The sequence below is a fragment of the Nocardioides sp. 616 genome, from assembly GCF_002930065.1.
GTDB classification, from domain to species: Bacteria; Actinomycetota; Actinomycetes; order Propionibacteriales; family Nocardioidaceae; genus Nocardioides; species Nocardioides houyundeii.
Genome location: NZ_POAG01000010.1, coordinates 215,182 through 240,874, shown reverse-complemented (window position 1 = coordinate 240,874; position 25,693 = coordinate 215,182). Strand labels below are relative to the sequence as shown.

28 protein-coding genes and 3 tRNA genes are annotated in these 25,693 nt (G+C 72.6%); 23 read left to right on the top strand and 8 right to left on the bottom strand.

Annotated elements, in window-relative coordinates; translation table 11 throughout:
- Positions 1–14 precede the first annotated feature (14 nt).
- Genes C5H89_RS03140 through C5H89_RS03125 form a run of 4 tightly spaced genes read left to right on the top strand, consistent with a single transcriptional unit; the run spans position 15 to position 3,629 of the window.
- Positions 15–1,001 carry an ABC transporter ATP-binding protein gene (locus tag C5H89_RS03140; RefSeq protein ID WP_104105617.1) on the top strand — a complete coding sequence of 329 codons (987 nt, stop codon included), beginning with the start codon at positions 15–17 and terminating at the stop codon, positions 999–1,001.
- Positions 998–1,789, top strand: coding sequence for an ABC transporter permease (locus C5H89_RS03135; RefSeq protein ID WP_104105616.1), 792 nt, complete (start codon positions 998–1,000; stop codon positions 1,787–1,789). Before C5H89_RS03140 ends, C5H89_RS03135 begins: the two co-directional genes overlap by 4 nt.
- A gap of 29 nt (positions 1,790–1,818) precedes the next feature.
- The gene (locus tag C5H89_RS03130; RefSeq protein ID WP_104105615.1) at positions 1,819–3,027 is read left to right on the top strand and encodes a histidine kinase; all 1,209 of its coding nucleotides are present in this window, start codon (positions 1,819–1,821) and stop codon (positions 3,025–3,027) included.
- Positions 3,024–3,629, top strand: a complete 606-nt coding sequence (locus C5H89_RS03125; protein ID WP_104105614.1) for a response regulator transcription factor — start codon at positions 3,024–3,026, stop codon at positions 3,627–3,629. The genes C5H89_RS03130 and C5H89_RS03125 overlap by 4 nt, the downstream gene beginning before the upstream one ends.
- Positions 3,630–3,667: 38 nt before the next feature.
- On the opposite strand, the gene C5H89_RS03120 is transcribed toward C5H89_RS03125, so the two are convergent.
- From C5H89_RS03120 to C5H89_RS03110, 3 genes are read right to left on the bottom strand one after another with little or no spacing between them, the layout of a single operon-like run.
- Entirely contained in the window at positions 3,668–5,515 is a 1,848-nt protein-coding gene (locus tag C5H89_RS03120; protein WP_104105613.1) for a class I SAM-dependent methyltransferase, read from the bottom strand.
- A gap of 40 nt (positions 5,516–5,555) precedes the next feature.
- Positions 5,556–6,809, bottom strand: coding sequence for a fumarylacetoacetase (gene fahA / locus C5H89_RS03115; protein WP_104105612.1), 1,254 nt, complete (start codon positions 6,807–6,809; stop codon positions 5,556–5,558).
- Positions 6,806–7,642: a hypothetical protein gene (locus tag C5H89_RS03110; protein ID WP_104105611.1), complete on the bottom strand. Its 837-nt coding sequence runs from the start codon at positions 7,640–7,642 to the stop codon at positions 6,806–6,808. Before C5H89_RS03110 ends, fahA begins: the two co-directional genes overlap by 4 nt.
- Before the next feature lie 95 nt (positions 7,643–7,737).
- Between C5H89_RS03110 and C5H89_RS03105 the strand changes: the two genes are divergently transcribed.
- Positions 7,738–8,937, top strand: a complete 1,200-nt coding sequence (locus tag C5H89_RS03105) for a homogentisate 1,2-dioxygenase domain-containing protein (protein WP_104105610.1) — start codon at positions 7,738–7,740, stop codon at positions 8,935–8,937.
- Here the strand turns inward: C5H89_RS03105 and C5H89_RS03100 are convergent.
- Positions 8,924–9,538 carry a class I SAM-dependent methyltransferase gene (locus C5H89_RS03100; protein ID WP_162799184.1) on the bottom strand — a complete coding sequence of 205 codons (615 nt, stop codon included), beginning with the start codon at positions 9,536–9,538 and terminating at the stop codon, positions 8,924–8,926. The genes C5H89_RS03105 and C5H89_RS03100 overlap by 14 nt on opposite strands.
- Positions 9,539–9,580: 42 nt before the next feature.
- Here C5H89_RS03100 and C5H89_RS03095 point away from each other — a divergent pair, with 42 nt between their 5' ends.
- Both C5H89_RS03095 and C5H89_RS03090 read left to right on the top strand, forming a co-directional pair.
- Positions 9,581–10,585, top strand: coding sequence for a 5'-3' exonuclease H3TH domain-containing protein (locus C5H89_RS03095; protein WP_104105608.1), 1,005 nt, complete (start codon positions 9,581–9,583; stop codon positions 10,583–10,585).
- Positions 10,582–11,808: a multidrug effflux MFS transporter gene (locus C5H89_RS03090; protein ID WP_205304830.1), complete on the top strand. Its 1,227-nt coding sequence runs from the start codon at positions 10,582–10,584 to the stop codon at positions 11,806–11,808. The genes C5H89_RS03095 and C5H89_RS03090 overlap by 4 nt, the downstream gene beginning before the upstream one ends.
- Here the strand turns inward: C5H89_RS03090 and nemA are convergent.
- On the bottom strand, positions 11,793–12,893 hold the full coding sequence (nemA, locus tag C5H89_RS03085; protein WP_104105607.1) for an N-ethylmaleimide reductase: 1,101 nt from the start codon (positions 12,891–12,893) through the stop codon (positions 11,793–11,795). The genes C5H89_RS03090 and nemA overlap by 16 nt on opposite strands.
- A gap of 129 nt (positions 12,894–13,022) precedes the next feature.
- On the opposite strand from nemA, the gene C5H89_RS03080 reads away from it, so the two are divergent.
- The 4 genes from C5H89_RS03080 to C5H89_RS03065 are packed head-to-tail and all read left to right on the top strand — an operon-like array spanning position 13,023 to position 15,710.
- The gene (locus tag C5H89_RS03080; protein ID WP_240181662.1) at positions 13,023–14,018 is read left to right on the top strand and encodes a pirin family protein; all 996 of its coding nucleotides are present in this window, start codon (positions 13,023–13,025) and stop codon (positions 14,016–14,018) included.
- A gap of 50 nt (positions 14,019–14,068) precedes the next feature.
- Complete coding sequence (locus C5H89_RS03075; protein ID WP_104105606.1) at positions 14,069–14,629, top strand: DNA-3-methyladenine glycosylase I; 561 nt, start codon at positions 14,069–14,071, stop codon at positions 14,627–14,629.
- The gene (locus C5H89_RS03070) at positions 14,629–15,018 is read left to right on the top strand and encodes a CidA/LrgA family protein (protein ID WP_104105750.1); all 390 of its coding nucleotides are present in this window, start codon (positions 14,629–14,631) and stop codon (positions 15,016–15,018) included. The genes C5H89_RS03075 and C5H89_RS03070 overlap by 1 nt, the downstream gene beginning before the upstream one ends.
- A gap of 8 nt (positions 15,019–15,026) precedes the next feature.
- A complete protein-coding gene (locus C5H89_RS03065; RefSeq protein WP_240181661.1) occupies positions 15,027–15,710 on the top strand; it encodes an LrgB family protein in 684 nt (227 codons plus the stop codon).
- Positions 15,711–15,753: 43 nt separating this feature from the next.
- Here the strand turns inward: C5H89_RS03065 and C5H89_RS03060 are convergent, their stop codons facing one another.
- Entirely contained in the window at positions 15,754–16,506 is a 753-nt protein-coding gene (locus C5H89_RS03060; RefSeq protein WP_104105604.1) for an SDR family NAD(P)-dependent oxidoreductase, read from the bottom strand.
- A gap of 214 nt (positions 16,507–16,720) precedes the next feature.
- Between C5H89_RS03060 and C5H89_RS03055 the strand changes: the two genes are divergently transcribed.
- From C5H89_RS03055 to C5H89_RS03025, 7 genes are all read left to right on the top strand, one after another.
- Positions 16,721–18,121, top strand: coding sequence for an amidase (locus C5H89_RS03055; protein ID WP_104105603.1), 1,401 nt, complete (start codon positions 16,721–16,723; stop codon positions 18,119–18,121).
- 74 nt (positions 18,122–18,195) lie between these two features.
- A tRNA-Thr gene (locus C5H89_RS03050) sits at positions 18,196–18,268 on the top strand.
- Positions 18,269–18,310: 42 nt separating this feature from the next.
- Positions 18,311–18,384: transfer RNA gene (locus C5H89_RS03045), tRNA-Met, on the top strand.
- Positions 18,385–18,482: 98 nt separating this feature from the next.
- Positions 18,483–18,653: a 50S ribosomal protein L33 gene (gene rpmG / locus C5H89_RS03040; protein WP_056682466.1), complete on the top strand. Its 171-nt coding sequence runs from the start codon at positions 18,483–18,485 to the stop codon at positions 18,651–18,653.
- Positions 18,654–18,745: 92 nt separating this feature from the next.
- The gene (locus C5H89_RS03035) at positions 18,746–19,165 is read left to right on the top strand and encodes a MaoC family dehydratase N-terminal domain-containing protein (RefSeq protein WP_104105602.1); all 420 of its coding nucleotides are present in this window, start codon (positions 18,746–18,748) and stop codon (positions 19,163–19,165) included.
- The gene (locus tag C5H89_RS03030) at positions 19,162–19,581 is read left to right on the top strand and encodes a MaoC/PaaZ C-terminal domain-containing protein (RefSeq protein ID WP_104105601.1); all 420 of its coding nucleotides are present in this window, start codon (positions 19,162–19,164) and stop codon (positions 19,579–19,581) included. The genes C5H89_RS03035 and C5H89_RS03030 overlap by 4 nt, the downstream gene beginning before the upstream one ends.
- On the top strand, positions 19,578–20,645 hold the full coding sequence (locus C5H89_RS03025; protein ID WP_104105600.1) for a UDP-N-acetylmuramate dehydrogenase: 1,068 nt from the start codon (positions 19,578–19,580) through the stop codon (positions 20,643–20,645). Before C5H89_RS03030 ends, C5H89_RS03025 begins: the two co-directional genes overlap by 4 nt.
- Here C5H89_RS03025 and C5H89_RS03020 read toward each other — a convergent pair.
- Both C5H89_RS03020 and C5H89_RS03015 read right to left on the bottom strand, forming a co-directional pair.
- Entirely contained in the window at positions 20,642–21,712 is a 1,071-nt protein-coding gene (locus C5H89_RS03020) for an adenosine deaminase (RefSeq protein WP_104105749.1), read from the bottom strand. The genes C5H89_RS03025 and C5H89_RS03020 overlap by 4 nt on opposite strands.
- On the bottom strand, positions 21,709–22,944 hold the full coding sequence (locus tag C5H89_RS03015; RefSeq protein ID WP_104105599.1) for a pyridoxal phosphate-dependent aminotransferase: 1,236 nt from the start codon (positions 22,942–22,944) through the stop codon (positions 21,709–21,711). Before C5H89_RS03015 ends, C5H89_RS03020 begins: the two co-directional genes overlap by 4 nt.
- A gap of 136 nt (positions 22,945–23,080) precedes the next feature.
- Between C5H89_RS03015 and C5H89_RS03010 the strand changes: the two genes are divergently transcribed.
- The 5 genes from C5H89_RS03010 to rplA all read left to right on the top strand — a co-directional run.
- Positions 23,081–23,153, top strand: a tRNA-Trp gene (locus tag C5H89_RS03010).
- 75 nt (positions 23,154–23,228) lie between these two features.
- The gene (secE, locus tag C5H89_RS03005; protein WP_104105598.1) at positions 23,229–23,480 is read left to right on the top strand and encodes a preprotein translocase subunit SecE; all 252 of its coding nucleotides are present in this window, start codon (positions 23,229–23,231) and stop codon (positions 23,478–23,480) included.
- A 50-nt stretch (positions 23,481–23,530) separates the two neighbouring features.
- Positions 23,531–24,340: a transcription termination/antitermination protein NusG gene (gene nusG / locus C5H89_RS03000; RefSeq protein WP_104105597.1), complete on the top strand. Its 810-nt coding sequence runs from the start codon at positions 23,531–23,533 to the stop codon at positions 24,338–24,340.
- Positions 24,341–24,458: 118 nt separating this feature from the next.
- Positions 24,459–24,887 (top strand): 50S ribosomal protein L11, encoded by a 429-nt coding sequence (rplK, locus tag C5H89_RS02995; RefSeq protein WP_104105596.1) that lies wholly within the window; start codon positions 24,459–24,461, stop codon positions 24,885–24,887.
- Between the two features lie 88 nt (positions 24,888–24,975).
- On the top strand, positions 24,976–25,693 hold a 718-nt coding region (gene rplA / locus C5H89_RS02990), incomplete at its 3' end, for a 50S ribosomal protein L1 (protein ID WP_104105595.1).

The window sequence follows — 25,693 nt, the reverse complement described above, 5'->3', positions numbered from 1 at the left end:
GAAGACTGGGCGTCATGAAGCAGACGACCATCCAAGACCGGCCCCGGTCCGCGCCCGAGCCGGGGGACCTGGCGATCGAGGTGCGCGGGCTACGACGTACCTACGGCAGCGGCGAGGACGCGTTCGAGGCGGTGCGCGGCATCGACCTGTCCGTGCGACCCGGCACGATCCACGCCCTCCTGGGCGTCAACGGCGCGGGGAAGACCTCGGCCCTGGACGTGCTCGAGGGAATGGCCGAGGCGGACGGCGGCGAGGTCCGCGTCCTGGGTCTGGACCCGATCGCGGACCGCCACGCGGTACGCCGCCGCACCGGGGTGCTGCTGCAGCGCAGCGGGTTCGTGGGCGACCTGACCGTGGCCGAGACCGTGCGCATGTGGTCGGCCTGCGTCACCGACGCCCGCCCGGTGGCTGAGTCGCTGGAGATGCTCGACCTGACCCGGCACGCGGACACCCGGATGCGGGCGCTCTCCGGCGGCGAGCACCGCCGGGTCGACCTGGCCTGCACGCTGGCCGGCCGTCCCGACCTGGTGATGCTCGACGAGCCCACCACGGGGCTGGACCCCGAGAGCCGTCGGGCCGTCTGGCAGCTGGTGCGCGGGCTGCGGGACGCCGGCGCCACCGTGCTCCTGACCACGCACTACCTGGAGGAGGCCGAGAGCCTGGCCGACCAGGTCTCGATCATGCGGGCCGGCGAGATCGTGCGGGACGGCAGCGTGGCCGAGATCGTGTCCGGTCACCCGTCCCAGATCTCCTTCGTCACGCCGCCGGGCGGGTGGACGCCACCTGCCGGCGCCGAGGTCGGCCACGACGGCGAGCTGACCGTGCTGCGGGTCGTCGACCTGCAGCGCGCTCTCACCGACCTGCTGGTGGGGGCCCGGGAGCACGACGTACGGCTGGAGCGGCTGCAGGCCCGGACGGCCACGCTGGAGTCGGTCTTCCTGGAGCTGGCCGCCGACTCCGACGACCCGATCGCCCCCGACCTCGCAGGAGGAACCCGATGAGCGACGTCACCCTGGGCACCAGCGTCAACCGGACGCTCGGCCTGGCCCGCTTCAACTGGCTGCTGATGGTGCGCAACCGCACCACGATGCTCTACGCCTTCGTGATGCCGCTGGTGCCGCTCGGCCTGCTGTTCGCGGTCCGGGGCGACGAGCCGGACCCCACCAGCGGTGCGGCGACCATCGGCACCGCGCTCTTCATGGCGCTGCTCTTCCCGGGCTACTACAACGTGCTCTCGATGTTCGTCAGCCGCCGCGACGAGATGGTGCTCAAGCGGCTGCGGACCGGCGAGATCCGGGACCTGGAGCTGGTGGCGTCCATGGCGCTGCCGGGGGCCGCGATCACCCTGGCGGTGGCGGTGCTCACCGTCCCGATCGCCTGGGCGTCGGGGCTGGACCTCCCGCTGAACCCGGTCCTGCTCCTAGTGGCGGTGCTGCTCTCCATCGTCACCTTCGCCGCGTTCGCGGTGTGGACCGCGGCCTGGACGAAGACGGCCGAGTCGGCGCAGCTGACCAGCGGGCCGGTGCTGCTGCTGGCCCTGGCCGGCCTGATGGGGGCCGCGCTCCCGGAGTCCTGGCAGCGCTGGTTCGACCTGCTGCCCGGCGCCGCGGTGCTGGACCTGACCCGGATCGCCTGGTTCGCCCAGGACGGCCTGGACGGCACCGCCGGCGAACTGTCGTTCCTTGAGACCTGGAGCCACGCGGCGCCGTCGGTGGGGGTGCTGGTGGCCTGGACCGCGGTGGCGGTGTTGCTGGCGGTCCGGTCGCTGCGCTGGGAGCCCCGGAGCTGAGGGGGAACGGGCCTGAGAGGATCACGGTCGTGGACACCAGCGCCCCGACCCCGCCCCGGCGCGCCTGGTGGCGCAGCTGGTCCGGGAGCAGCGACGTGCAGCGGGTGGAGCTCTACACCCGCGGGTCGCTGTTCGTGCTCTTCTGGTTCCTGCTCGTGCTGGGCGTGCTCAGCGCCCTTCCCGGGTTCGACCGTCCGGGGTCGATCCTGCTGATGATCGTGGGCGGGGTGCTGCTGGGCGGTCTCGGCACCTCGCTGCTGCGCGCCGCCTGCGACCTCTACCCCGAGCGCGGGCCGCTGCCGGTACGTCGGCTGGTGGCGCTGGCCGGTCTCGCTGTGCTGGTCGCGGCGTGGACCGCCACGCTCCCTGCGGACGAGCGGTTCGGACCGGCGTTCGTGCTGGTCGGGGCCATCGCCTGGGGTGCGGGCGGGCTGCGGGACCGCCGGGTGCTGGCGGTGGTGGTGGCCGCGGGTGCGGCGATCCTGGGGCTGAGCGACGGCCACCTCGGGATGGCGCTCTACGGGGCGGCGATCGCGGCCTTCTTCGCCTTCACCGTGCACAGCTCGCTCTGGCTCCTCGGCGTGGTCACCGAGCTCGATCGGGCGCGGGCCACCCAGGCGGCGCTCGCCGTGGCCGAGGAGCGGCTGCGGTTCTCCCGCGACGTCCACGACGTGCTCGGGCGGCACCTGTCGACCATCGCGGTGCAGGCCGAGCTGGCCGCCACGCTGGCCGAGCGCGGCGACGAGCGGGCCCCCGACCTGGTGCGCGAGGTGCGCTCCACCGCCCACGAGGCGCTGCGCGAGGCCCGCGGGCTGGCGCGCGGCTACCGGCCGCTGGACCTGCACCAGGAGCTGGACGGCGCGGTCTCGCTGCTCGCCTCGGCGGGGATCGCGGCCACCGCCGACCTGGACGGCCTGCCGGCCGCCTGGCACGCCCCCGTGGCGCGGGTGGTGCGCGAGGCGGTGACCAACGTGCTGCGGCACTCCGAGGCCACCCGGGTCGCCATCCAGTACGACGGCTGCCGGGTCACGGTGCGCAACGACGGGGTGGGCCGCGCCCCGGACCCCGACGGGGACGGCAGCGGCCTGGCCACCCTGGCCGGGGACCTCGCCCCGCTGAGCGCCCGCCTGGACCATGAGCACCTGGCGACCCGGAGCGGCAGCGGTGCGCCGGGCGGAGAGTTCGTGGTGACCGTCGACCTCGGCGTGGGCAGTGGCCCCGGGCAGGAGGAGCGGTGATCCGGGTGCTGCTCGCTGACGACGAGAACCTGATCCGCAGCGCGCTGGCCCAGATGCTCGACCTGGAGGACGACCTCGAGGTCGTCGCCCAGGCCGCCACCGGGGCGGAGGCGCTCGCGGCGGCGTTGGCGACCCGTCCCGACGTGGCGGTGCTGGACCTGCAGATGCCCGACCTGGACGGCATCGAGGTGGCCGCCGCGATCGGCCGGGACCTGCCCGGATGTGGCTGCCTGATCGTCACCAGCCACGGTCGTCCCGGCTACCTGAAGCGAGCCCTGGCCGACGGGGTACGAGGGTTCCTGCCCAAGACCGCCTCGGCCGCGACGCTGGCCCAGGCGGTGCGGCTGGTGCACGCCGGTGGCCGGCACGTGGACCCCGAGCTCGCCGCGGAGGCGATCGCGGCGGGCGACTCCCCGCTGACCCCGCGCGAGGCCGACGTGCTGGAGGCCGCGGGGGACGGGGCGCCGGTGGACGAGATCGCCCGGCGCGTCCATCTCTCGGCGGGGACGGTGCGCAACTACCTCTCCAGCGTGAGCGCCAAGCTCGGGACGGGCAACCGGCACGAGGCGGTGGCGACCGCCCGTCGCATGGGCTGGATCTGATGGGCTGGATCTGATGGGCTGGATCTGATGGGCTGGATCTAGCCGTCGTACCGCGCCAGCACCCGGAACGCGTTGCCCGGCTCCTCGCTGGCCCGCGCCGAGGTCACCTGGCCTGCGGCAGCGGCAACCACGGCCGCCGGCACGGCGGCGGCCAGCGTCGCCATCCGAGCGGCCCGTCGCGCGGGGGTGGGGCGGGGCAGCCACGGCATCCAGGGTCGGGGCACCACCTGCCCTGCTGCCAGCCAGGCCGCGGCCAGGGTGTCGGGTCCCCGCATCGAGGGGGCCCGGTAGCGCTCCAGCACGGTGAAGCCGCGCTCGACCAGCGCCTCCTCCAGCCGCGACATGGAGAGGAAGTGCTGGTGCTGGGGCTGGAGCCACGGCATCCAGTAGCGACCCAGGGTGCGGGCCGAGGGGCACTCGGGGTCCGGCACCTCCACCATCAGCAGGCCGCCGGGGACCAGCACGGTGGCCGCGGCGTCGAGCTCCTGGCGGGGCTCGCGCGTGTGCTCCAGGTAGTGCAACATGCTGACCACGTCGAACTGGTCGGCCAGGTCGGCGGCGACGTCGGGGAACATCCCCCGGTAGGCGCGGTCCACCCAGCCGCGCCGGGCGGCGTCGTCGATGCCCGCGCTCAGGTCGATGCCCTCGAAGGAGGTCTCGGGGAAGTAGTCGCGGGCCACCAGGCAGAAGTGCGCGTGGCCGCTGCCCACGTCCAGCCAGCGTGCCGGGGCGGGGTCGTGGGCCGCCACCATGGTGGCGCGGCCGTCGTACTCGCTGGCCTCGGCGGCGAAGACCTTCTCCATCTCCTCCCCGGCGAAGCCGTCGTAGAAGTCCCGGTAGTAGAAGTCCAGCCCCTCGATGCTCAGCCGCGGGTTCTGGAAGACGTGTCCGCAGGAGGCGCACTCGTCGAGACCGAAGGTGCCCGGCTTGTGCTGGATCAGGTCGGGGGTGGCGAACCGGCAGGAGAGGTCGGGCGACCCGCACCAGCGACAGGCCTCCACCCGCGGCTCGAAGAAGCGCTCGGTGCCCTCGGCCAGCTCCTTGGCGTAGCCCTCGCGCAGTGCGTCGGCTGCCCGGATCGACCCCGCCTGGGGTGCGTCGGCGCGCAGCAGCCGCAGCAGCCGCAGCGCCTCACCGGGCAGGCGGAGCGCGGTCCGGACCGCGAGGTCGCCCGGCGCCAGGCCCGCGGGGTTGCCGGCCAGCACGGCCGCCGGAGCGGCGTGGTGCAGGGCGAGCGCCGGCAGCCCCAGGGCCGGCGTGCTCAGCGCGCCGAGCCCCAGGATCGCCAGCTCGGCACCGATGGCGGTGAGGTTGACGGTGCCGTAGCGGTCGAACACGGTGCGCTGCACGGCGAGCTGCTCGCCCGGGCGCTGGCCCACGGCGCGCTCGTACGGCGCCACCGCGAGGTCGCAGCCCCGGGGTGCGAAGCGCTTGGCCTGCCGGGCCACCTCGATCAGCTCCGCGGGGGAGACCGGGCCCGTCGGCAGCTCGGCCCGCGCGGCCAGGTCGGCCCGGACCACCAGGGCATGGCCCGCGGTCCGGCCCTGGGTCAGCGGGTCGGCGCGGAACGCCTCGGTGTCGACCTGGCGCAGCAGGTCCAGCGCCCGCTCCACCGGCAGGTCCGCGGGCACCAGGTCGACGGCCTCCAGCCCTTCCCGGACCGCCCACGCGGCGGCCTGGTCCAGGGTGCGCGCGTCCAGCCTCACCCCGGTGGCGGTGATCGCAACCCAGCCGGGCGTGCTGGCCGGGGCGCTGGGAGCCGGCTCCGAGTCCAGGCGGGCCAGGTGCTGGGCGCGACCCCGCAGCCGACGGGTGTTGGCGGCCACGCCGAACGCGGTGACGGCGGTGAGCAGCCGGACGGTCCGGCGGAGCAGCGTTGCACTCATCTGGGTCCTGACCTGGGCAATCGGGCGCGGGAGACCGACCCTAGCGGCGCCCGGCCTCTGCTGGGGGGCCGTCCGTCCACGCTCTGGCGGGGGCCACCCGACCGGCCACCTCGCCCAGGCTGATGCGCCCGCCGCCGGTGCCGGGGGCGGAGTAGCGCAGCACCACCTCGTCGCCGTCCAGCAGCGCGGTGCGCTGCTCGGCTCCGAGCGCGACCGGCTCCCGCCAGCCCCAGGTCAGCTCCAGCAGCGAGCCGCGCTGCCCCGCCTCGGGCCCCGACACGGTGCCCGAGCCGAAGAGGTCGCCCGGGGAGACCGAGGCGCCGTTGACGGTCAGGTGGGCCAGCATCTGGGCCGGCGACCAGTACATGTCGGCGTACGACGGGCGGCTGACGACGTGCCCGTTGACCACGACCTCCACCTCGATCGCCAGCCCCCGGGTGGTGCCCGGTGCCAGGTAGGGCAGGGGGGTCGGGTCCTGGCGGGGCAGGTCGGTCCAGGCGGCGTCCAGGGCGGCCAGCGGCGTCACCCAGGCGGAGACAGAGGTGGCGAAGCTCTTGCCCAGGAACGGGCCCAGCGGGACGTACTCCCACGCCTGGATGTCGCGGGCGCTCCAGTCGTTGAGGCCCACCACGCCGAACACGTGCTCGGCCAGGTCCGCGGTCGCGATCCGCTCGCCCAGGGCCGTGCCGAGGCCCACGACGAAGCCGACCTCGGCCTCGAGGTCGAGCCGCTCGGTCGGCCCGAAGACCGGCTGAGCCGGGCCGCTGGACGGCTCCGGGGCACGCTGCCCGAGCGGCCGGACGATCTCGGTGCCGCTGACCACGACGGTGCCCGCCCGGCCGTGGTAGGCGACCGGCAGGTGCTTGTAGTTGGGCAGCAGGGGCGCGGTGTCGGGTCGCAGGATGCGCCCCACGTTGGCGGCGTGGTGCTCGGAGGCGTAGAAGTCGACGTAGTCGGTGACCGCGAACGGCAGGTGCAGCACCACCTCCGCCAGCGGCTGGGAGTGGCGCGCGACGAGGTCGCCGGCCCGCTCGTCGGCCAGCAGTCCGGTGAGCCACGACCGGGCGTCGTCCCAGGCCTGCCGGCCCAGGGCCAGGAACGGGTTGAGGGTGGCCGAGCGCCACAGGTCGGCGACCCGGGTGTCCCCGATGGACTGGGTCAGGCCCGCCAGGTCGAGGACCTCCTGGTGCAGCCGGACGCCGATCCGTCGCGGACCGTCGGGGGTGGCGGAGAAGACGCCGTAGGGCAGGTGGTCCGGGCCGAACCCGGAGTCCGCGAGACCCTGCTCGCTCACAGCAGCCCCAGTCGCTGCAGGTCCGCCAGCGGCTCGCGGACCGAGCAGGACCCGAAGGAGGTGAACCAGCGCCGGGCGCCGGTCAGGTCGGCCTCGGCGGCGGCCGCGACGACCGAGTCGGGGTCGCGGTCGGCAAGGGTGGCCACGACGTCCTCGTGGCCGGCGCCGTCGAAGGCGTGGCGGGTGGCGAGCAGTACGTTGAGGAACCCGTGGTGCTCGGCCCCGTCGGCGCCGGTGTGGCGCACCGCGTGGTGCAGGCCGGCGGTGGCCTTGAACGGCGTCTCCCGATCCAGCGCGGCGTCGATCCGGGCCGCGAGCTGGTCCTCGCTGGGGACCTGGTGGGTCTCGGTGCCGCCGGTGCGGAACTTCAGGCGCAGCTCGAGTGCCGCCAGCTCGTCGGCGGCGCGCAGCCAGCCTGCGGTCAGGTCGCCGGGCACCTCGACGTGGACCGGGGTGTCCTCGTCCAGCAGCCCCTCGGCGCGGGCCGCGTCGACCGCGGCGACCACCCGGCGGGCATTCTGGGGGAGGTCGTCGAGGTCGCGCAGGGCCAGCTCGACGCCGCCGAGGCTCAACCCCAGGCGCGCCGCCAGCCCCAGCGGTCCGGCGATCTGACCGGCGCCGCCGGTGACCACCACCGAGACCGGGTGCTCGAACCCGCGGACGCCGGGCAGGTCGGTGTCGCGCAGCACGAAGGTCCCGAGCAGGTCGCCGTACGGGCTGGCGCGGTGCTCCCGGTGGGCGGCCAGCGCCTCGGCCAGCGGCAGGTCGCCGGGCGGGAAGACGGCCGCGTCGTCGACCAGGGCCGTCCAGACGCGGGGCCAAACCCTGGGCACGTCGGTGCTTGATGGATTCCGTGGCACCCACCTATGGTAGCCAGACGGCGATATGCGGACGCAACCGTTCGACTATCGACCACAAGGAGGCCCACATGGTCCACTACGCGCTCGTCGGGCACGTGCCGCCCAAGCGGCACACCCAGCACCGCGAGGCGGGCGGCGGCCTGCTGCGCGAGGAGCTGATGGGGGAGGAGGGGTTCTCCTCCGACTCCTCGCTGCTCTACCACCGCGGGGTCCCCTCCGCGATCGTGGACAGCGCGGTCTGGGAGCTCCCCGACCAGCGACTGACCCCCAACCACCCGCTCAAGCCGCGGCACCTGCGGCTGCACAGCCTGTTCCCCGAGGGTGCAGGCGCCGACCCCGTCACCGGACGGCGCCTGGTGCTGGGCAACGCCGACGTGCGGATCTCCTACGTCGTGACCGGCACCGCCCCCTCGCCGCTCTACCGCAACGCGGTCGGGGACGAGTGCGTCTTCGTCGAGGCCGGCAGCGGCACCGTGGAGACGGTGTTCGGCGCGGTGCCCTACCGGAGCGGGGACTACGTGGTGGTCCCGCGGGCCTGCGACCACCGCTGGGTGCCGTCCGAGCCGTCCCGGCTCTACGCCATCGAGGCCGCGTCTCACCTCGGCCCGCCCAAGCGCTACCTCTCGCGCTACGGCCAGCTGCTGGAGCACGCGCCCTACTGCGAGCGGGACCTGCACGGCCCGCGCGAGCCGCTGCTGGCCGAGGGCCAGGACGTCGAGGTGCTCGTCAAGCACCGCACCTCGGCCGGGATCGTCGGCACCCGGCTGACCTACGCCGGGCACCCCTTCGACGTGGTCGGCTGGGACGGCTGCCTGTACCCCCACACCTTCAACGTCGCGGAGTTCGAGCCGATCACCGGCCGGGTGCACCAGCCGCCCCCGGTGCACCAGGTCTTCGAGGGGCGCAACTTCGTGGTCTGCAACTTCGTGCCCCGCAAGGTCGACTACCACCCGCTGGCGATCCCGGTGCCCTACTACCACTCCAACGTCGACTCCGACGAGGTGATGTTCTACGTCGCCGGTGACTACGAGGCGCGCAAGGGCTCGGGCATCGACGTGGGCTCGATCAGCCTCCATCCCGGCGGCCACGCCCACGGGCCCCAGCCGAGCGCCATCGAGGCCTCGCTCGGGGTCGAGCGGTTCGAGGAGCTGGCGGTGATGGTCGACACCTTCGCCCCCCTGGAGCTGGGCGAGGCGGGCCTCGCCGCCGAGGACCCGGCGTACGCCTGGAGCTGGGCGGGACGGGGCCCGGGGCTCAGCAGGTCCTGAGGTGGGCCAGCACGCCGCGGTCGCGGCGGCGCACCTCAACCAGCTCCACCCGGGTGGGCGCGCGCTCGGCCATCAGCTCCTCGACCTGCTCCGCGGTGCCCAGCTGCAGCACCGCGTGCCCGCCGTCGAGCAGGTGCTGCTCGATCAGGTCCAGGCACTGCACCGCCAGGTCCAGGCCGGTGGGACCGCCGTCGATCGCGATGGTGGGGTCGTCGGGGAAGCGGGTGATCTCCGCGCGCGGCACCCAGGGCGGGTCGGCCAGCACCAGGGCGAACCGCTCCTGGGGCGCCAGGGCTCGGGCCATCACCGAGTTCCGGATCTCCAGCTCCTCGATCCCGGCCGCCCGCGCGTTCTCCGTGGCCAGCTCGCAGGCCCGCGGGTTGGCGTCCACCATCACCAGCCGCCGACCGGTGAGCCGGTGCAGCACCAGGCCCAGGTGGCCCACGCCGCTGCACAGCTCCAGCGCCGCGCCGGCCGGGGCCGTGGCGCCCAGCTCGGCCAGCCACTCGGCCTGCTCCACGGTCCAGGGGCGTGGCTCCAGCACCTGTCGGTCCCACCGTATGTCGAGGCCGCCGACCACCGACTCCATCACAGACTCCATGCGGTCGATCATGCCGAAGGGTCGGTGCTCCATGATCGTCGGGTGACGTCCCCGTTCCCGCGAGCACTCGGCGAGCCCCGGCTGCTGCTCGCCGTCGACGCGCCGTCGCTGCTCCACCGCAACCACCACGCCCGGGCCGAGAGCGACCTGCGTGACCGCAGCGGGCGGCCGGCGTGGGCCCTGCACGGCATGCTGCGCCAGATCCTGGAGGCGATCGAGCGGTTCGACCCCGACGCGGTGATCTTCGGGCTGGACGACCGGACCGCCTCGGTGCGCGCCAAGGCGTATCCCGACTACAAGGCCGGGCGCGCGGTGAAGGACGCCGCCCTGGTCGACCAGCTGGACCGGGCTGGTGCCCTGCTGGACGCGCTCGGCCTCGCCACCCTGACCCCGGCGGGCCTGGAGGCCGACGACGTCAGCGCCTCGGCAGCCACCTGGGCGGGCCGGAACGGCTGGAACTGCGTCATCGTCACCTCCGACCGGGACTCCTTCGCCCACATCAGCGACCACACCAAGGTGCTCCGGTTGATCGACGGCGGGATGGGCAACGCCCCGCTGCTCAACCCCGACCGCCTGCACACGCTCTACGGCGTGGCGGCGCGGCAGTACCTGGAGTTCGCGGCGCTGCGCGGGGACGCCAGCGACAACCTGCCCGGCGTGGCCGGCATCGGTGCCAAGACCGCCCCGGTGCTGCTGGCCCAGATGGGGTCGATGGCGGCGGTCTGGGCCGACATCGACCACTGCGAGGGCCGCCACGTGGCGGCGGCGCTCGACTCCTGGAGCACCGAGACCGGCGGACGACGGGTGGGCGCCGCGGTGGTGCGGCGGCTCGCCGCCCCCGGCGCCCGGGAGCGGTACGAGTTCAACCTGGCCATGATGGCCGGCCGCGACGACCTGGATCTCGGCCTCACCCCGGACGTCCCCGGCACCCCCGGGCTGCTCCCGCTCGACGCGGACCGGGTCTCGCGGGTGGTGGGCCACCTCAACGTCGGGGCCACCACCTCCCTGGCGGTGCGCGTGCTGTCGGAGCGCATACTCGCCCGGTGAATCCGACCCTGGACCTCCGCAGCAGGCGGGCGCTGGTCGCCATCCCGATCGTGCTGGCCATGCTCTCGATGATCGGGCCGTTCAGCATCGACACCCCGTTCCCGGCGTTCGCGCAGATGGCGGACGAGTTCGGGGTCGGCACCTCGCAGATGCAGCTCGTGGTGACGGCGTACCTGGCGCCGTTCGCGGTGATGAGCATCGTCCACGGGCCGCTCTCGGACGCGGTGGGCCGCAAGCCGGTGATCCTCGGCTCCATCGCCGTCTACGTGCTGGCCTCGATCGGCGCGGCCTTCTCGCCCGACCTGACGGTGCTGCTGGCCTTCCGGGTGCTCCAGGGCCTGAGCGCGGGCGGCGCGACCGTGGTGAGCCGGACCGTCATCCGCGACCTCTTCCACGGTGACCAGGCGCAGGTGCTGATGAGCCGCGTCGCGATGATCTTCGGGCTGGCGCCGGCGGTGGCGCCCATCGTGGGCGGCTGGGTGCTCCAGCTCGGCCCCTGGCCGGGCGTCTTCGTCTTCATGGCGGTGCTCGGGGTGCTCCTGATCGTGGCCACCGCCGTGGCGCTGCCCGAGAGCCACCCGCCGGAGCGACGAGTGCCGCTGCGCCTGGGCTCGGTGCTCGCCGGCCTGGCCGACGTGGCCCGGCTCCCCGGCTTCCACCGGGTCGCCTGGGCCGCGACGTTCGCCTTCGCCGGTCAGTTCCTCTACATCGGCGGGGCGTCGATCTTCGTGGTCGACCTGCTGGGGCGCGGCGAGCTCGACTTCTGGATGTTCTTCGTCCCGATGATCGGCGCCATGATGTGCGGCTCCTGGATCTCGGGACGGGCCGCGGGCCGGATCAGCGGACGCCGACTGGTCAGCCTGGGGTTCGCGGTCTCCCTGGTCGGCGCCGCGGTGGGGGTGGCTATCTCGTGCTCACCGGTGCAGGCCGACCTGCCGTGGGCCGTCGTCGGGCCGAGCGTGCTGGCGCTGGGCAACGGGATGTCCTACCCGACGCTGCAGCTGATGATGATGGACCTCTTCCCCGAGCGCCGCGGAGCCGTGGTCTCCGCCGGGACGTTCATCACCTTGATGGTCAACGCCACCACCGCCGCGCTGATCACCCCCGTGGTGGGGGTGTCGACGCTGGGCATGGCGCTGACGGCGCTGGTGATGATCGTGCTGGGCCTGGCCCTGTGGAGCTGGCACTGCGCCGTCGCCGGGGCTCCTCAGAGCACCGGGTAGTCGATGTAGCCCTCCGCGCCGCCGCCGTAGAAGGTGGCCGGTACCGGCTCGTTGAGCGGTGCCCGGGTGGCGAGGCGGACCGGCAGGTCCGGGTTGGCGATGAAGGAGCGGCCGAACGCGGCCGCGTCGATCAGGCCCGCCTCGATCAGCCGGACCGCCTTCTGGGCGTCGTAGGCGCCCGCGCCCACCAGCGTGCCGGGGTACGCCGCCCGGAGCTCGCGCCGGTACTCCTCGGTCAGTGCGGTGCCGCCGGCCCAGTCCGGCTCGGAGATGTGGAGGTAGGCCAGGTCCCGCTCGGCGAGCCGGCGGATCACGTGCAGGCTCTCCGTGGGGCCGTCGGCGTCCTCGAGACCGTTGAACCTGCCCTGCGGGGAGAGCCGGATCGCGACCCGGTTGCTGTCCCACTCGGCGATGCAGGCGTCCACCACCTCCAGCACCAGCCGGGCCCGGTTCTCCAGCGAGCCGCCGTAGGCGTCGGTACGGACGTTGGAGGTGGCGGAGAGGAACTGGTGCAGCAGGTAGCCGTGCGCGGCGTGGATCTCCACCAGGTCGAAGCCGGCCTCGCGGGCGGCCGCGGTCGCCCGGCGGTAGTCCTCGACCAGCCGGGGGATCTCCTCGGTCTCCAGGGCGCGAGGGGTGGGGGCGTCGGCCCGGACCACGGTGCCGTCGGCGTCCTTGAGGCTGGTGCGCACCCGGACTGGCAGCGCGGAGGCGGAGACCGGCAGCTCACCGTCGTGCAGCGACTCGTGGTTGACCCGGCCGGTGTGCCACAGCTGGGCCGCGATCAGGCCGCCCTCGGCGTGCACCGCGTCGGTCACCCGCCGCCAGGCGCGGACCTGCTCCGGCGTGCTGATGCCCGGGGTGTCGGCGTACCCCTGGCCCTCGGCCGAGATCTGCGTGCCCTCGGTGATCAGCAGTCCGGCTGAGGCGCGCTGGCGGTAGTACTCCACGCTCAGCTCGTGCGCGAGCGCCCCGGGCTGGGCCGCCCGCATCCGGGTGAGGGGGGCCATGAATACCCGGTTGGAGGCCTTCACCGCGCCCAGGTCGAGCGGGACGAGCAGACGGGTGGGGTCGAGATCGGTCATGGGTGACCAACCTCGGGTCCCGGGGCGGCTATTCCGTGTCGCTGCGCACACGTCCGCACCGTGGTGACCCCTTCCGCCGCCTTGACCGGCGCGCGAGGATGGGATGCCACCTGGGAGGAGGGGGACCCGTTGACCAACCCGGACCCGCGTCCGCGCGAGCAGTCGATCCAGCACGGCGACACCGAGGTCGAGGTGGAGGTGCTGCCGCCCCGCGAGGTACCACTGGGCGGACCTCGGACGATGACCGTGCGCCGTACCCTCCCGCAGCGGCACCGCTCGCTGATCGGCGCCTGGTGCTTCCTGGACCACTACGGTCCGGACGAGGTCTCGGTGACAGGCGGGATGCGGGTGCCGCCGCACCCGCACACCGGCCTGGCGACGGTGAGCTGGCTGTTCTCCGGCGAGATCGAGCACCGCGACTCCACCGGCGCCCACGCCGTGGTGCGACCGGGGGAGTTCAACCTGATGACCGCGGGCCGGGGGGTGAGCCACTCCGAGGTCTCGCTCCCCGGAACCGAGGTGCTGCACGGCGTGCAGCTGTGGCTCGCCCTGCCCGAGGGAGCCCGCGAGGTGGAGCCCACGTTCGAGCACTACGTGCCCCCGCCGGTGCGCGGGCCCGGCTGGGAGAGCCGCGCCTTCCTCGGCACCCTGGCCGGCGACCGCTCCCCGGTGCGGACCCACACCCCGCTGCTGGGCGCCGAGGTGATGGTGGCCGACGGGGCACGCGTCGAGCTGGAGCTCGACCCGACCTTCGAGCACGGCGTGCTGCTGGACGTGGGCCACGTCAGCGTCGGCGACCAGGAGGTGAAGCCCGGCGAGCTGGTCTACCTGGGCCCCGGGCAGCGCCGGCTGCGGCTGCACTGCCACGACGAGGCCCGGCTCATCCTGATCGGCGGTCCGCCGTTCGGGGAGGAGATCATGATGTGGTGGAACTTCGTGGGCCGGACCCACGAGGAGATCGTCGGGTTCCGCGAGGACTGGCAGGGTCAGGTGCTGTGCGAGGGCCGGCTGGTCCCGGACAGCACCCAGGTGGCGCCCGGGCGCTTCGGCGTGGTCGCCGACCAGCACCTGCCGCCGCTGCCTGCCCCCACGCTGCCCAACGGCCGGCTCAAGACCCGCCGCTGAGCGGCGCGGGCGCGTCGCTACCCGGGGACGGGCGCTGGGATGATGGCCCGATGGAGCTGGTGAGGGGTGCCGACGGCCTGGCGCGCTGCGGATGGGCCGCCGGCAGCCCGGTCCTCCTCGCCTACCACGACACCGAGTGGGGCCGGCCGGTGCACGGCGAGTCCGCCCACCTGGAGCGGATCACCCTGGAGGCGTTCCAGTCCGGGCTCTCCTGGCTGACGATCCTCAACAAGCGGCCCGCCTTCCGGGCGGCGTTCGCCGGCTTCGACGCCGACGTGGTCGCGACGTACGACGACGCCGACGTGGCGCGCCTGATGGGCGACGCGGGCATCGTGCGCAACCGGCGCAAGATCGAGGCCGCGATCACCAACGCCGCCGCGACCGTGGCGCTGCGCGCCGACGGCGGGCTGGAGCAGCTGCTCCACCAGCACGCCCCGGTCGGGCCGGTGGAGCCGCAGGCCGCCACCACCTCGCCTGAGTCGGTGGCGCTGTCGAAGGCGCTGAAGCGGCACGGGTTCGTCTTCGTCGGTCCCACCACGATGTACGCGCTGATGGAGGCGATCGGCCTCTTCGACCCGCACCTGCCCGGGTGCCACCGGCGCGGCGCCTGATGGTCCGGGGACTGACCGTCCTGCTCGCCTGCCAGCTGGCCGGCGAGGCGGTGGTCGCGGGTGCCCACCTGCCGGTGCCGGGCCCGGTGGTGGGGATGATGCTGCTCTTCGCGCTGCTGGCCGGGCAGTCTCGGCGCTCGCGAGCGGCGCAGGCCGGTGTCGGGCGGGAGTGGACCGAGGGAGTGCACCGCGCGGCCGACGGGCTGCTGCGCCACCTTCAGCTGTTCTTCGTGCCCGCCGGGGTCGGTGTCGTGGTCTACACGGCGGCTCTGCGCACCGACGCCGTGCCGATCGCGGTCTCCCTGGTGGGCTCCTGGCTGGCGGGGCTGCTCACCGTGGGCTGGTGCGTCTCGCTGCTGGCCCGGCGCACCGACGGCGGACCGCGATGAGGCAGGTCGTGGAGTCTCCGCTGTTCATGGTGCTGCTGACCCTGGTCGGCTACCGCGTGGGCCAGGCGCTGCGGGACCGCACCGGCGGCCACCCGGCCGTCCAGCCGGTGCTGGTGGCGATCGTGGTGACCGCTGCGGTGATCATGCTGCTGGACGTCGACTACCCGACGTACGCCGCGGGCAGCGGGCTGATCAGCTTCTGGCTGGGCCCGGCCACGGTGGCGCTGGCGGTGCCCCTGCACCGCCAGGCACGACGGCTGCGCGGCGTGGCGGTGCCGATGCTGGTGGCGATACCGCTGGGGGCGTGCGTCTCGATCCTGACGGCGTACCTGCTGGTGACCGCGCTCGGCGGCGGGGAGGAGCTCGCCCTGACGATGGCCCCCAAGGCGGCCACCACCCCGGTCTCGATCGCCCTCTCGGAGCACTTCGGCGGGCTGCCGGCCCTGACCGCGGTGGTCACCATCATCGCCGGCATCCTCGGCGCGGTGGCGGGCCCGCTGGTGCTCAACGCGGCCCGGGTCCGCGACCCGCGTGCCCGCGGGCTGGCGATGGGCGCCGCCTCCCACGGCATCGGCACCTCCCGGGCCCTGGCCGACGACGAGGTCGAGGGTGCGTTCTCCGGTCTTTCCATGGGGCTCTCCGCGCTCGCCACCAGCCTGCTGCTGCCGGTGCTGCTGCTCCTGCTCGGCTGAGCGGCGGGTCTACGTCACGGCAGTGCGACGAGCGGTGCGGTCATCATTGGGCGACGAAGCCACCGTCCACAGACAGGATCGAGCCCTGGCACAACGACGAGTCGTCCGAGGCGAAGAACAGGATGGCCGCGGCCACCTCCTCCGGTTCACCCATGCGCCCGATGGGCATCACTCCCCGGAGCATGTCCTGCGCCGCCGCCTTCTCGGGCATCAGGTCTGTCCAGCGTTCCATCATCGGCGTCTGGATCACGCCCGGGCAGACGCAGTTGAACCGCACGCCGCTCGACGCCAGCTCGATGGCGATGTCCTTGGTGAACACGACGAGGCCGCCCTTGGCACTCCCGTAGGCGGTGCTCAACGGGAACCCGACGATGCCGTTGAGCGACGACACGTTGACGACGCTGCCCGACCCGCGCTCGACCATGGGCGGCACGAGATGCTTGCAGAACAGCCACGGCCCGCGCAGATCGGTGTCGAGGACACGCTGCCACTCCTCGACGCTGGTGTCGTGGTAGGCCTTGTTGAGCTCGGACCCGGCGTTGTTCACGAGGATGTCGAGGTGCTCCCAGCGCTCGGCCACGGCCGCCGCAACCGCGGCGACGTCGCTCTCCTCACGAACGTTGCAGCTGATCGCCCACGCCGCGTCGCCGAGGTCGTCGGCGAGCGCCTCGGCGGCGTCGATCGCCACGTCGGCGATACACACCTCGGCTCCTTCGGCGACAAAGCGACGCACCGTTGCTGCGCCGATGCCGCTCGCCCCGCCCGTGACGACGGCCGTGCGTCCCTGCAATCGCATCGCTAGCCCCTCAGCTCCTAAAAAACCAAACGGTTGTTGTGCTGGGAGCGTAGTGACGAGGGTCACAACAATCAAGCCCAGTGGCCCATCAGGCGGCGCGGTGGAAGCTGCACCCCCCTGCTGCTGCCGGTGCTGCTGCTCCTGCTCGGCTGAGCGGCGGGTCCGTCGCGACCACGGGTGTGAGGCGGCCTACTGCGGGGTAACGTGACCGGGCATGAGCCGACTGCATGCCTTCGACGACGACGCCCTCCTCGACCACGACGCCGTCGGGCTGGTCGCCCTGCTGCGCTCGGGACAGGTCTCGGTGCCCGAGCTGGTCGAGGCCGCCATCGCCCGGACCGGCGTGGTGGACGAGACCCTGGGCACCCTGGCCGTCGAGCTCTTCGACCAGGCCCGGGCGCGGGCCCGGGACCCCCGCGGCGGGTTCTTCTCGGGCATCCCCACGGTGATCAAGGACAACGCCGACCTCGCCGGGGTGCCGACCCAGCACGGCACGGACGCCTTCGTCTCGCCGCCGGCGCAGGCCGACGGCGACTTCGCGCGGATGTTCCTGGCCACCGGCGCCATCCCGATCGGCAAGTCGCGGCTCTCCGAGTTCGGCTTCTCCGGCGCCGTCGACCACCCCCGGATGGGTCCGGTGCGCAGCCCCTGGCACCACGACCACTACGCCGGCGCCTCCTCCGCGGGCTCGGCGGCGCTGGTCGCCTCCGGCGCGCTGCCGATCGCGCACGCCAACGACGGCGGTGGCTCGATCCGGATCCCGGCAGCCGTCAACGGCCTGGTCGGGCTCAAGCCCACCCGGGACCGGGTGCCGCAGGACAAGCTGAGCCGCAGCATGCCGGTGCGGATCGTCGCCGACGGGGTGCTGACCCGCACGGTGCGCGACACGGCGGCGTTCCTGCGCGAGTCCGAGCGGATCTACCGCAATCCCAGGCTGGCGCCGGTGGGCGACGTCACCGAGCCGCTGCGCCGCCAGCTGCGCATCGCGGTGGTCACCGAGGGAGTGGGCCGCAGCTCCTCGCCGGAGGTGCGCGAGCTGACGCTGAAGACCGCCGCCAAGCTGGAGGCGATGGGGCACCGGGTCGAGCACATCGACCCGCCCGTGCCGGACTCCTTCGCGGACCACTTCCTGCTCTACTGGTCGATGCTCTCGCTCTTCCTGGTGCGCACCGGCAAGCGAACCCACGGCGAGAGCTGGGACCCCAGCAAGCTCGACAACCTCACCCTGGGGCTGGCCCGGCACTGCGAGCGCAACCTGCACAAGCTGCCCCTGGCCACCGCGGTGATGGCGGGCTCGGAGCTGATCTCGCGTCGCCACTACGCCAAGTACGACGTCACCCTGACCCCGACGCTGGCCACCGCAACGCCCCTGGTGGGGCACCTGGACCCGACCGCGGACTACGAGCAGGTCATCGACCGGATGATGGACTGGGTGGCCTTCACGCCGCTGCAGAACGCCACCGGCGAGCCGGCCGTCAGCCTGCCCCTGGCGACCACCTCCGCGGGGCTGCCCCAGGGCATGCAGCTGGGTGCCGGGCGTGGTCAGGAGGCGCTCCTGCTGGGTCTCTCCTACGCCCTGGAAGAGGCCCATCCGTGGCCTCGGATCCAGGACTGAGAAGGCAAGTTCGCAGGCCTTGGGGGAGCCGATTTCACCCCTGCCCGGGGGCGTGTGTATTGTCTTCCGCTGTTGCCCCTTTAGCTCAGTCGGCAGAGCGTCTCCATGGTAAGGAGAAGGTCTACGGTTCGATTCCGTAAAGGGGCTCTGGGACGAGTCCGTACTCTTGTGGGTGCGTGCTCACCCGGTGGCGGGGTAGCTCAGGTGGTTAGAGCACACGACTCATAATCGTGGTGTCGCGGGTTCGAGTCCCGCCCTCGCTACGAGATGTGAATCAGCAACAGGCATGATGATCAGGCAGCACCCCAGCCGGAGTTACCCGGTACCGCACTGCACGTAAGCATTCGACGAAGGACTTCCCGTGGCCAGCAAGAGCTCTGACGTTCGCCCCAAGATCACGCTTGCGTGCGTGGACTGCAAGGAGCGCAACTACATCACCAAGAAGAACCGTCGCAACGACCCCGACCGCATGGAGATGAAGAAGTTCTGCCCGCGCTGCCGCACGCACACCGCGCACCGCGAGACCCGCTGAGCCTCCTCGATCCTCAGGCGGGCCACCGCCCGCCGAGCGTCGTCGCCGACCCGTCCGAGAACTCGGGCGGGTCGGTCGCTATTTTGGCTGACATGCCCCTCGACGAGTCCCTGGTGGGACGCAGCTTCCCGCCCACCGCGCCGTACGCCGTGACCGCCGAGGCCGTGGCCGCCTTCGCCGCCACCACGGGTGCCCGCTACGACGGCGGCCCCGCCCCCGCCACCTTCCCGATCGTGCTCGCCTTCGACGCCATGCAGGGCTTCCTGGCCGCGGAGGGTCTCGAGCTGCACCGGATCGTGCACGGCGAGCAGCGGTTCGCCTACCAGCGCCCCGTCGTCCCGGGCGACGTGCTGAGCGCCGCCCTGACGGTGCGGAGCCTGCGCCGGATCGGCGGCAACGACATCATCGGCACCGCCAGCGACGTCACCGACGCGGCCGGCGACCTGGTGTGCACCACCTCGGCCACCCTGGTTCATCGCGGAGTTCACCGCGGACCGGAGGCCGGCCGATGAGCGCGCTGGAGCAGGGCTCGGCCCTGGGCCCGCGCACCTTCACCGTCACCCGCGCGGACCTGCTGCGCTACGCCGAGGCCAGCGGCGACCACAACCCCATCCACTCCGACGAGCAGGTCGCGCTGAGCGTGGGCCTGCCCGGGGTGATCGCGCACGGGATGTTCACCATGGCGCTGGTCGCCCGGGCGGTCGCCGAGTGGGTGCCCGGTGCCGAGGTGCTGGAGCTGGGGTGCAAGTTCACCCAGCCCGTCGTGGTGCCGGCCGAGGGTGGTGCCGAGGTCGAGGTGGCGGGCACCGTCAAGCAGGTCGAGGTCGATGGGGACGCCGCCCGGCTCACGCTCGCGCTGGTGGTCAGCTCTGCCGGCCAGAAGGTGCTGGGCATGCCCCGAGCGGTGCTGCGAGCACCGCAGCCGTGACCACCCCGAGGAGTGCGCCGGTGCTGCTGCGCGACCACACCACGCTGCGCCTGGGCGGCCCGGCGGCCGAGTTCGTCGAGGCGACCGATGAGGCCGCCCTGGTGGCGGCGGTGGCCGAGGCCGACCAGCGGGGGGTCCCGGTGCTCCTGGTGGCCGGCGGCTCCAACCTGGTGGTGGCCGACGAGGGCTTCGACGGGCGGGTGGTGCACGTGGCGACCACCGGTGTCGTCTCCGACGTCGAGGGCGACGTCACGGCCTGCGGGGGAGCGATGGTCCGGGTGGCCGCCGGGGAGGACTGGGACGCGCTGGTGGCGCGCGCGGTGGCCTCGGGCTGGAGCGGCCTGGAGGCGCTCTCGGGCATCCCGGGGTCCGTGGGTGCCACCCCGGTACAGAACGTCGGTGCCTACGGCGCTGAGGTGGCCCAGACCATCGCCTCGGTCCGCACCTGGGACCGGGTCGAGCGGCGCCAGCGCACCTTCGCGGCCGCCGACTGCGGGTTCTCCTACCGGCACAGCCGGTTCAAGGCCGAGCCCGAGCGCTACCTCGTCCTCGAGGTGACCTTCCAGCTGCCGCTGGCGACCCTGTCGGCTCCGGTCGGGTACGCCGAGCTCGCCCGGGGGCTCGGGGTCCAGGTGGGGGACCGCGCCCCGCTGGCCGACGTACGCCGGACGGTGCTGGCCCTGCGTCGGGGCAAGGGCATGGTGCTCGACGCGGGCGACCACGACACCTGGAGCGCGGGCTCGTTCTTCACCAACCCGCTGCTCGACCCTGCCGAGGCCGCGGGGCTGCCCGAGGACGCCCCCCGCTGGCCCCAGCCCGACGGACGGGTCAAGACCAGTGCCGCCTGGCTGATCGAGCACGCCGGCTTCGGCAAGGGGCACAGCCCCGCCGCCACCGGCGGCCGGGTGAGCCTGTCCACCAAGCACACCTTGGCCCTGACCAACCGCGGGCAGGCCAGCACCGCCGACCTGCTGGTGCTGGCCAGGGAGGTGCGCGACGGGGTCGAGCGGGCCTACGGGGTCCGGCTGGTCAACGAGCCGGTGCTGGTCGGCGCCTCGCTCTAGTCGGCACCCGAGGCCAGCCAGGCGTCGATCTCCCCGGCGACCGAGGCCTTCAGGTCCGCGGGTGCCTGGGAGGCATCGATCGACATCCGGGCCAGCCGGGCGAGCTGGGCGTCGCTGAGGTCGTGGGCGGCCCGCATGGTGGCGTACTGGCCGGCGAGCTGGGAGCCGAACAGCAGCGGGTCGTCCGCACCGAGCGCGACCGTCGCCCCCGCCTCGAGCAGCTGGGGGAGCGGCACCGAGGTGAGGTCGGAGTAGACCCCCAGGGCCACGTTCGAGACCGGGCAGACCTCCAGGGCCACGCCGCCGTCCACGACGCGCTCCAGCACGCGGGGGTCCTCCACCGCCCGGATGCCGTGGCCCAGGCGGTCGGCGTGCAGCTCGTCGAGGCAGGTCGTGACGTGGTCGGGTCCGCGCAGCTCGCCGCCGTGCGGCACCAGCGTCAGCCCGGCCCGGCGGGCGATCCGGAACGCCGGCGCGAACTCGTCGGTGCGTCCCCGGCGCTCGTCGTTGGAGAGCCCGAAGCCCACCACCCCGCGACCGGCGTACGCCGCGGCGAGGCGGGCCAGGGTGCGGGCGTCCATCGGGTGCCGGGTGCGGTTGGCCGCGATCACCAGCGCCATCCCCAGGCCGGTCTCGCGCGAGGCCTCGGCGACCGCGTCGAGCACCAGCTCGGTGAAGGCGGTGATCCCGCCGAAGCGTGCGGCGTACCCGCTGGGGTCCACCTGGATCTCCAGCCAGCGGCCGCCGTCGCGCACGTCGTCCTCGGCGGCCTCGCGCACCAGCCGCCGGACATCGCCCTCGGTGCGCAGCACCGACCGCGCCACGTCGTAGAGCCGCTGGAAGCGGAACCAGCCCTTCTCGTCGGCCGCCGAGAGCTCCGGGGGCCACCCGGAGACCAGCGAGTCCGGCAGCGCGATGCCGTCCCGCTCCGCCAGCTCCAGCAGGGTGCCGTGCCGCATCGACCCGGTGAAGTGCAGGTGCAGGTGGGCCTTGGGCAGCCTCAGCAGGTCCCGCGGGGCCGCTGCTGCGGCCTCGCGGGCTGGTGGGGTCTGGGGTCCGAGGTTCAGGAGAAGAGCCTCTGCATCCGAGAGACGCCCTCGACCAGGTCGTCGTCGCCCAGCGCGTAGGACAGGCGCAGGTAGCCCGGCGAGCCGAACGCCTCGCCCGGCACCACCGCCACCTCCGCCTTGTCCAGGATGTACTCGGCGAGCTCGGCGGAGGAGTCGATCACCGTGCCGTCGTACTCGCGGCCGAGCAGTCCCTTGACCGAGGGGTAGGCGTAGAAGGCGCCCTGGGGGGTGGGGCACAGCACGCCGTCGATCTCGTTGAGCATCTCCACGATCTTCTTGCGGCGCCGGTCGAAGGCCGTCTTCATCTCCTGCACCGCGGCCAGGTCGCCCTCCACCGCGGCGATGGCCGCACGCTGGGAGACGTTGGCGACGTTGGAGGTGGCGTGGGACTGCAGGTTTCCGGCGGCCTTGATGATGTCCTTCGGGCCGATCACCCAGCCCACGCGCCAGCCGGTCATCGCGTACGTCTTGGCGACGCCGTTGACCACGACGCAGTTGTCGGCCAGCTCGGGGCACAGCACCGGCATCGAGCCGGTGTCGACGCCGTCGTAGACCAGGTGCTCGTAGATCTCGTCGGTGAGCACCCACAGGTCGTGGGACTCCACCCAGGCGCCGATGGCGCGGATCTCCTCGGAGGTGTAGACCGCGCCGGTCGGGTTGGAGGGCGAGACGAACAGCAGCACCTTGGTGCGCTCGGTGCGCGCCGCCTCGAGCTGGTCGACGGTGACCTTGTAGTCCTGGGTCTCGTCCGCCAGCACCGGCACCGGCACGCCGCCGGCCAGCGCGATCGCCTCCGGGTACGTCGTCCAGTACGGCGCCGGGACGATCACCTCGTCGCCCGGGTCGAGCATCGCCGCGAACGCCTGGTAGATGGCCTGCTTGCCGCCGTTGGTCACCAGCACCTGGGCGGGCTCGACCTGGTAGCCGCTGTCGCGCAGGGTCTTGTCCACGATGGCCTGCTTGAGCTCCGGCAGCCCACCGGCGGGGGTGTAGCGGTGGTTTTTGGGATCGCGGCACGCCTGCACGGCGGCCTCGACGATGTAGTCCGGGGTCGGGAAGTCCGGCTCGCCGGCGCCGAACCCGATGACCGGGCGGCCCTCGGCCTTCAGCGCCTTGGCCTTGGAGTCCACCTTCAGCGTGGCGGACTCGGCGATGGCGCCGACGCGTCGGGACACCCGGCGCTCGCGCGGGGTGCCGGTGGACTGGGGCTGGGAGGCAGACTTGCTCATGCGGCACATCGTAGGCGTTTGGACTCAAGCTCCCGCTGCGGCGTACACTCCTCGACTGGTGGTTCACCCACATGCTCTGCCCTGCCCGCCCAAAAGGCTCGGTCATGGTGGCGTGGCAAGGTGGGGGGAGTACCGGAGGGCACTAGCTCAACTGGCAGAGCATCGGTCTCCAAAACCGAAGGTTGGGGGTTCAAGTCCCTCGTGCCCTGCAAGACCGACGAACAAGTCACACCCATGGCACCACACCCGTGCACCATGGTCAGCAACGCGATGGAGGGGTCAACGTGTCGGACACCAAGGCGGCCCAGGAGCCGCGCGGTGGCAAGGACACCACCCGGCGTACCAGCCCGGTGGAGTTCCTCCGCCAGGTCATCGCCGAGCTCCGCAAGGTCGTGTGGCCGACGCAGCAGCAGCTGATCACCTACTTCATCGTGGTGATGGTGTTCGTCGTGGTGATGATGACGCTGGTCTCGGTCCTGGACCTCGCTTTCGGAAAGCTCGTCTTCGCGGTCTTCACCGGCGGCGACCAGCTCTGACCGGTCCATCACCGACATCCTCAAGCAACACCAACTAATCGGAGCAGCGCGTGTCTGAGCACAACGACTCGATCGAGGCCGACGAGGCCGAGCTCGAGACGATCGACCCCACCGAGGGTGACGCCACCGACGAGACGGCGAGCGACGAGACCGTCGACGAGGCTTCCGAGGCCGGCGACGACGCTGAGACCTCGGACGAGGACGGCGAGTCGGAGGCCGAGGTCGACGAGAACGACCCCCTGGAGCAGTTCCGGCGCGAGCTGTGGGCCAAGCCGGGTGACTGGTTCGTGGTGCACACCTACTCCGGCATGGAGAAGCGCGTCAAGGCCAACCTGGAGAACCGCATCCAGGCCCTCGACATGGGTGAGTACATCCACGAGATCGTGGTCCCCACCGAAGAGGTGGCCGAGATCAAGAACGGCCAGCGCAAGATGGTCACCCGCACGGTGCTGCCGGGCTACGTCCTGGTCCGCATGGACCTCACCGACGAGTCCTGGTCCGCAGTGCGCCACACGCCGTCGGTGACCGGTTTCGTCGGTCACAGCCACAACCCGGTGCCGCTGTCCATGAGCGAGGTCGAGGCCATGCTGGCCCCCAGTGCCGTGGCCGTCGCCGAGGCCGAGGCCGAGGCCGCCGCAGGCGGTCGCCCGGCCGGTGGCACGTCCGCCAGCAAGAAGCCGGTGGAGGTCGCTGACTTCGACGTCGACGACTCGGTCATGGTGGTGGACGGCCCGTTCGCGACGCTGCACGCCACGATCACCGAGATCAACGCCGAGTCCCAGAGGGTCAAGGCCCTCGTCGAGATCTTCGGCCGGGAGACCCCGGTCGAGCTCAGCTTCAGCCAGATCCAGAAGGTCTGAGGCTCGAGCACAGCAGCACCAGCAGCACCGCAACACCCAGGTGGCAGAGCGCGGCGGGAGCACTTCCGTCCAGCTCGACAAGACCACGACGTACGAACCACGAAGGATCGAATAAGACATGCCTCCCAAGAAGAAGATCGCCGCACTGGTCAAGGTGCAGCTGCAGGCCGGCGCGGCCACCCCGGCTCCGCCGGTCGGTACCGCCCTGGGTCCCCACGGTGTGAACATCATGGAGTTCTGCAAGGCCTACAACGCGCAGACCGAGTCGATGCGCGGCAACGTCGTTCCCGTCGAGATCACCATCTACGAGGACCGGTCGTTCACGTTCATCACCAAGACCCCGCCTGCCGCGGAGCTCATCAAGAAGGCTGCCGGCCTGAAGAAGGGTTCGGGTGTCCCGCACAAGGAGAAGGTCGGCAAGCTGACCAAGGACCAGGTGCGCGAGATCGCCACGACCAAGCTTCCCGACCTCAACGCCAACGACCTCGAGGCGGCCATGAAGATCGTCGAGGGCACCGCCCGCTCCATGGGCATCACCACCAACTGATCACCTCGCCCGAGGCCCCCTGATCGACACCCCGTGGCAGAGCCGCGCTGGCTCATCGACCACACTGGATTAGAATCGAGTACCAGACATGCAGCGCAGCAAGACCTACCGTGCAGCGGCAGAGAAGTTCGACAAGGACGAGCTCTACGCTCCCCTGAAGGCGATCTCCATCGCCAAGGACAACAGCAAGAAGAAGTTCGACGAGACCCTCGACGTCGTCATGCGGCTCGGTGTCGACCCCCGCAAGGCCGACCAGATGGTCCGCGGAACGGTCAACCTGCCCCACGGCACCGGCAAGACCGCCCGGGTCCTGGTGTTCGCCGTGGCCGACAAGGCTGAGGCCGCCCGTGAGGCCGGCGCCGACTTCGTCGGTGGCGACGAGCTCATCGAGAAGGTCAACGGCGGCTGGCTCGACTTCGACGCCGTCGTCGCGACGCCCGACATGATGGGCAAGGTGGGTCGCCTCGGTCGCGTCCTCGGCCCGCGCAGCCTGATGCCGAACCCGAAGACCGGCACCGTGACCCCCGACGTGGCCAAGGCTGTCACCGACATCAAGGGCGGCAAGATCGAGTTCCGCGTGGACCGTCACGCCAACCTGCACTTCATCATCGGCAAGGCGTCGTTCTCCCAGACCCAGCTCGCGGAGAACTACGCGGCGGCGCTGGAGGAGGTGCTGCGGCTCAAGCCGGCCAGCTCCAAGGGCCGCTACATCCGCAAGGTCACCGTCTCCACCACGATGGGCCCCGGCATCCAGGTCGACCCCAACCGCACCAAGAACGTTGCGGTCGAGGACGACGCCCAGGGCT

What these genes read in the sequence shown, in the direction of transcription:
- C5H89_RS03075 (WP_104105606.1), top strand. Translation starts at nt 14,069, where the DNA reads ATGGAGCTGGTGAGGGGTGCCGACGGCCTGGCGCGCTGCGGATGGGCC.
- C5H89_RS03135 (WP_104105616.1), top strand. Translation starts at nt 998, where the DNA reads ATGAGCGACGTCACCCTGGGCACCAGCGTCAACCGGACGCTCGGCCTG.
- C5H89_RS03120 (WP_104105613.1), bottom strand. Translation starts at nt 5,515, where the DNA reads ATGAGTGCAACGCTGCTCCGCCGGACCGTCCGGCTGCTCACCGCCGTC.
- C5H89_RS03035 (WP_104105602.1), top strand. Translation starts at nt 18,746, where the DNA reads ATGCCCCTCGACGAGTCCCTGGTGGGACGCAGCTTCCCGCCCACCGCG.
- nemA (WP_104105607.1), bottom strand. Translation starts at nt 12,893, where the DNA reads ATGACCGATCTCGACCCCACCCGTCTGCTCGTCCCGCTCGACCTGGGC.
- C5H89_RS03070 (WP_104105750.1), top strand. Translation starts at nt 14,629, where the DNA reads ATGGTCCGGGGACTGACCGTCCTGCTCGCCTGCCAGCTGGCCGGCGAG.
- C5H89_RS03015 (WP_104105599.1), bottom strand. Translation starts at nt 22,944, where the DNA reads ATGAGCAAGTCTGCCTCCCAGCCCCAGTCCACCGGCACCCCGCGCGAG.
- C5H89_RS03140 (WP_104105617.1), top strand. Translation starts at nt 15, where the DNA reads ATGAAGCAGACGACCATCCAAGACCGGCCCCGGTCCGCGCCCGAGCCG.
- C5H89_RS03060 (WP_104105604.1), bottom strand. Translation starts at nt 16,506, where the DNA reads ATGCGATTGCAGGGACGCACGGCCGTCGTCACGGGCGGGGCGAGCGGC.
- C5H89_RS03055 (WP_104105603.1), top strand. Translation starts at nt 16,721, where the DNA reads ATGAGCCGACTGCATGCCTTCGACGACGACGCCCTCCTCGACCACGAC.
- rplK (WP_104105596.1), top strand. Translation starts at nt 24,459, where the DNA reads ATGCCTCCCAAGAAGAAGATCGCCGCACTGGTCAAGGTGCAGCTGCAG.
- C5H89_RS03100 (WP_162799184.1), bottom strand. Translation starts at nt 9,538, where the DNA reads ATGGAGTCTGTGATGGAGTCGGTGGTCGGCGGCCTCGACATACGGTGG.
- C5H89_RS03105 (WP_104105610.1), top strand. Translation starts at nt 7,738, where the DNA reads ATGGTCCACTACGCGCTCGTCGGGCACGTGCCGCCCAAGCGGCACACC.
- C5H89_RS03030 (WP_104105601.1), top strand. Translation starts at nt 19,162, where the DNA reads ATGAGCGCGCTGGAGCAGGGCTCGGCCCTGGGCCCGCGCACCTTCACC.